Genomic DNA, 4,597 nt, shown 5'->3' with positions numbered 1-4,597 from the left:
ATTTGAGTCACTTCTTTTTTATCATGTTTGGGCAATTAATTTTACAACTTACCGACTCAAACTTCTCATTAAAATGCCCTCCCCATTGTAATCAATGTAATCAATCCTTCGGATTCTTATCATAAATTGCATAAATAACATCAAAGCTCACAAAAAACCGGGTACAGCAATCTTAAATCTTTATGTTTTGAGTTGAGAAAGTACAGTAATTTTCTATTATCTCATTGGAACAATTTACTACATTCGTAGTTACAATATTATCATATTTTTTACCTTATGCCTAGACTTTTTTTAATTTTATAAAAAATATAAAATTTTCTTCTTGCATTATTACAGTTTTTAATGTAAAATATTTATTGCACTTATTAATGCGAGGATGGCGGAACTGGCAGACGCGCTAGATTCAGGTTCTAGTGGCCGCAAGGTTGTGAGGGTTCAAATCCCTTTCCTCGCACCAATAAAGCTTCGAAAAGGAGTAGCCATTGGCTACTCCTTTTATTTGGCCTCTTGGAATGAAATGAAAGAGGCAAAAGCGAAGGGAATTGATGTCCCGAGCTTTTATTGTAGAATCAATAAAGATATTCGTCCGATCAAAGAATAAAGACGTCTCATAAGGGCATGGTTTTTTATAAGAAAACAAAAGGGAGCCTGCTTATGGCTCCACAGTATAGAAGATTAAATCTATAATAAAAGGTTTTTCACTGGTTATTTTAATATTACCCGATAGTTATTAAAAACTTATGAATAATTTATTAATAATTTCTAAACTTTAATTTATAAACGTAATATTACTGCTTTGCACCGATTTTAAATATGGACATTGTTTCATTAAGCTCTTGCGCCATTTTGTTCAGCTGCTCCGCATACTCCGACAGTTCTTCGGCTCCCATCAGTTGTTCATGAGAATTTGAAGACACATTCTGTGATGTTGCAGCCGCCGTCTCCGATAAAACAGCGATATTGCCCAATGCATTTTTTACCATCTCATTTAGCGACACTATTTCTTTTACCGAATTATGCACATTGTTAATTTGCTCGGAAATATCCGCCATTCCTCCACGTATGGTCTTAAACGCATTATCCGTCTGAATTACCGATTCCAACTGCTGGCTTATTATATGACTGGTGCTGTTGGCATAATCCACTGTGGACTCGGTTTTTTGCTGTATGGTGTTCAATAAGTTGTTTATAACATTTGATGCATCCTTTGTACGATTTGCAAGCTTTTTTACTTCGGAAGCCACCACGGCAAATCCCTTTCCCGCCTCACCTGCTCTGGCTGCCTCAATAGTTGCATTTAATGCAAGCAATTTTGTTTGACCCGATATATCCAAAATCATCTTTATAATCTTCTTTATTTCCTTCATATCGTTATTTAGCGATGTGATGTCATAAATTATCTTGTTTGTCACCTCTTTACTTTCCATTGATTTATTTTTCAATTCTTCAACAACACCAAGGGCAGTTTCGCTCAATATGTGAGTGTTATTTGCAATATCGGATACAAAAATGGTTTTGGATTCAACTTCCTTTACTCCCTCATACAGCTTATCCATCCAATTAACCGCATCGGAAATATCCTCCGCTTGTTTTGCCGAGCCCCGGGCTATCACATCCATAGTGGAAGCAATATCCGATGTAAGACCCATCGACTTATTTGCCGACAGCCTTATTTTTTGCGAACTTTCCAGAACACGCTCTGACGATTCATTGCCTTTTAATACTATTTTTCTTATGTTTTCAATCATATCGTTAAAGTTTTTTATTACAACACTAATCTCATCTTTGTTGCTGTCGGTCTCATCAACAGTAAGACATCCGTCACTGTTTATCTTCATTAACTCCACAAGCTTTTGCAAAGGTGAAGAAATACTTCGGGTTATTATAAGGGATAGAAAAACAGTAATTAAAAAACAGATTGCAAACACAATAATTATCGTCATCAACAGGTTGTTGGATTCCCTGTTGAGGTATGAGTAAGGAATATTGCTGACCAGATACAATCCATACTCATTCAGGTAAGTGAACGTAATCAGGCAATGTTTGCTGTTTACGGTTGCCGGGAAAGAATATATTCCTTTATCTTTGCTTATTGCCAAATTATTAATGAATTCCTCATCCTGAAATCTATCACCTATAGGTATTCCTTTATTATTGCTTGATACCACAACGCCTTCTTCATTCATTATAAAAATACCGGTTTCTTCTCCCAAATCCACATCTTGGTACTCTTTTGTCAAAAAGTCATCCTTCAAAACAAAAATAATATATCCCAGCTTTTTTCCTGTTCTAACCGATATGATTTTTTTGGTAATCATCGGATAGCACTTCTTTTCTCCCTGGACGTTTCCCGGAACATAAAATCCGAAATTGTTAATTTCCTGCGAGCTCTCAATATCTTCAATAATCTTATCCATATCTTTGGCTGCAATTATATTGATATTGCCATACACCGCCTCAATTTCACTATTTACCACAACTTTCATCAACTCAATTTTATTGCCCAAAGTCGCTACCATCTGGGACATATAGTTTTGAACATCTTCTATCAGTACCTTTCTGGAAAACATATCCGTGCCGGGATCTGTAATTTTAACCAAAACATCCTGAAAATGCGTTCTCTCTGAAGAAAAATCATTCAGAAAATCCCCATATTTGTCCATTTCTCTATCCACTATACCGCCCAGCTGATTTGTTACCTGTATTGAATAAGTGCTGATTTTCGTTCTCATAGCCTTGCTGGATTTGCTATAGGACAGATAACCGGTAACAAGTAAAAGTATCAGGGCAATGGAAGTAAAAGAAATAAAAAGCCTTGTCCGTATCCTGATACTTCTTAAAGGTACACTAAAGAAATCAAGTATTTTATCAAACTTGACACAATAAAAATATGATTTCTTGAATTTTTTCACCACACTTTTTATTGTTTTTTTGCAAAATTTCGTAATTGCATAAAACCAGTCTGTCGAATTAGTGGATTTCATGAAAATAGCCTCCTACCTGATTGAGCTGGAAGTACTTGCTTTAATGAATCTAATTTATCATTCAAACTCAGAATCAAGAGCTTTTTGTGCTTCATCTTTAATGTTTATTATAAAGGTTTCTGCCGGAACATTTTTATCTATAATTTGATCAGCTATCTTATTAAAAAGCATACTGTCAAAGGTAGGATACCCCTGATGCATTGAGACCTTTCCCTTGTCAAGCATCTTTCTGGCGGTATCTCGCTCTTTATAGGTGTCCAAAAAAGTATCGGTCCAGTACTTGAAACCTGCCATGTCGTTGTAAAATATAAATACTTCTTCAAAAATTTTAGCTACCTCTTTAGGATGCTTTGCATGTTTGGGCATTACATATATCTTGGATTCCTGCATAACAGGAACTATGTAGTCGGATGCTTTAGGTCCTTTCGGGAAAAATACAAAACCAAAATTATCCTTCAACGTTTTTTTGAAATCCTGTCCGTCCCAGCCTTGTCCGAAAAACATGGCAATATTGCCGCTGGCAAATTTTCTGGGAGCCTCATACCAGTCAGTGGAATCAATAGCAGGTGACACAACCTTATACTTGTTATACAAGTCTCCAAAAAACTGGAGGGCTTCAATGGCATTCGGATCATCAAGAGCAAAAATTGCTTTACCGTTCTCATCAAAATTTATTATGTTGGCATTATTTGATAAAACAAGAGGAGAATATAAATTATGGGCTTGAATTGCCAATCCCCACACGTCATTTTCTCCGTCCCCATCCTCATCTCTTGTTGCTTCCTGTGCTATTTGTACAAATTTTTCCCATGTCCAATCTCCGCTCTCCTGAAGCTCATATGGGTCAGGCAATCCCAGTCTTTCAAACAATGCTTTATTGTAAAAAATACCTGACAAATTCCAGGAAAAGTTCGCAAATCCATATTGCTTTCCTTTATATTTTCCTACTTGCTTGATTATAGGAGGCCATTTCGAATCATCAAAGTTAAAATAGTCGTCCACCGGAATTATAAGATCCGATTCGGCAAGCACCGGAAGAGCCCTGGTCATTTCAAACAAAACAATGTCTGCTATCGGTTCTCCCGATAATACCGATGAAGTAAATTTGCTTACAATCTGATCCCATGTAATGGTTATATGCTCAATTTTGCAATTATATTTCTCTTCCACTAGCTTGTAGCGTGATATAGTTGCATCATCCTTCGGACTTGCATCCCACCATTGAGCAATCTTAACGGTATACCCGTTCAAATCAAATCTTTGATCCGGAATGTAATTCACCGACGGCTTTGGATTTTCTTCTGCACTGGCAGGCTTTTTTGCACAACCGGTAATAAACGTAAAAGTTAGCAAAATCGCGAAAAACAACAAACTCAACTTCATGTTTTTCATACGTTTTTCCTCCTTTTTGGAATACTAAAAAACAATGAAATAACATATAAACACTCATACAAATAATTCTAAAATCAAATTATTCGCAAGCAGTATAAAACGAAAAGTTTCTAAGAAAATCAAATAAATGTAAGAAATGTCATGTTGAACAATAGAAATTTATATAATTTTATTTTTTATTATATCACATTAAATAGCTTCGTTCAATATAATTCTTGGTA

The 4,597-nt window shown here is 35.7% G+C and carries 2 protein-coding genes and 1 tRNA gene; 1 reads left to right on the top strand and 2 read right to left on the bottom strand.

The genetic code is table 11. The features are described 5' to 3' along the window. Positions 1–370: 370 nt before the first annotated feature. A tRNA-Leu gene (locus tag PLH43_RS13075) sits at positions 371–457 on the top strand. Between the two features lie 331 nt (positions 458–788). Here PLH43_RS13075 and PLH43_RS13070 read toward each other — a convergent pair. Together PLH43_RS13070 and PLH43_RS13065 are read right to left on the bottom strand one after the other, a co-directional pair. After that, the gene (locus tag PLH43_RS13070) at positions 789–2,984 is read right to left on the bottom strand and encodes a methyl-accepting chemotaxis protein (RefSeq protein WP_324363834.1); all 2,196 of its coding nucleotides are present in this window, start codon (positions 2,982–2,984) and stop codon (positions 789–791) included. 57 nt (positions 2,985–3,041) lie between these two features. Further along, entirely contained in the window at positions 3,042–4,376 is a 1,335-nt protein-coding gene (locus tag PLH43_RS13065) for an extracellular solute-binding protein (protein WP_324363832.1), read from the bottom strand. Positions 4,377–4,597: the final 221 nt, after the last annotated feature.

The sequence above is a fragment of the Acetivibrio sp. genome (genome assembly GCF_035371925.1).
Taxonomy (GTDB): Bacteria; Bacillota; Clostridia; order Acetivibrionales; family Acetivibrionaceae; genus Hungateiclostridium.
Note: the sequence above shows the minus strand (reverse complement) of the source record. Positions and strands in the feature narration are given on the sequence as shown.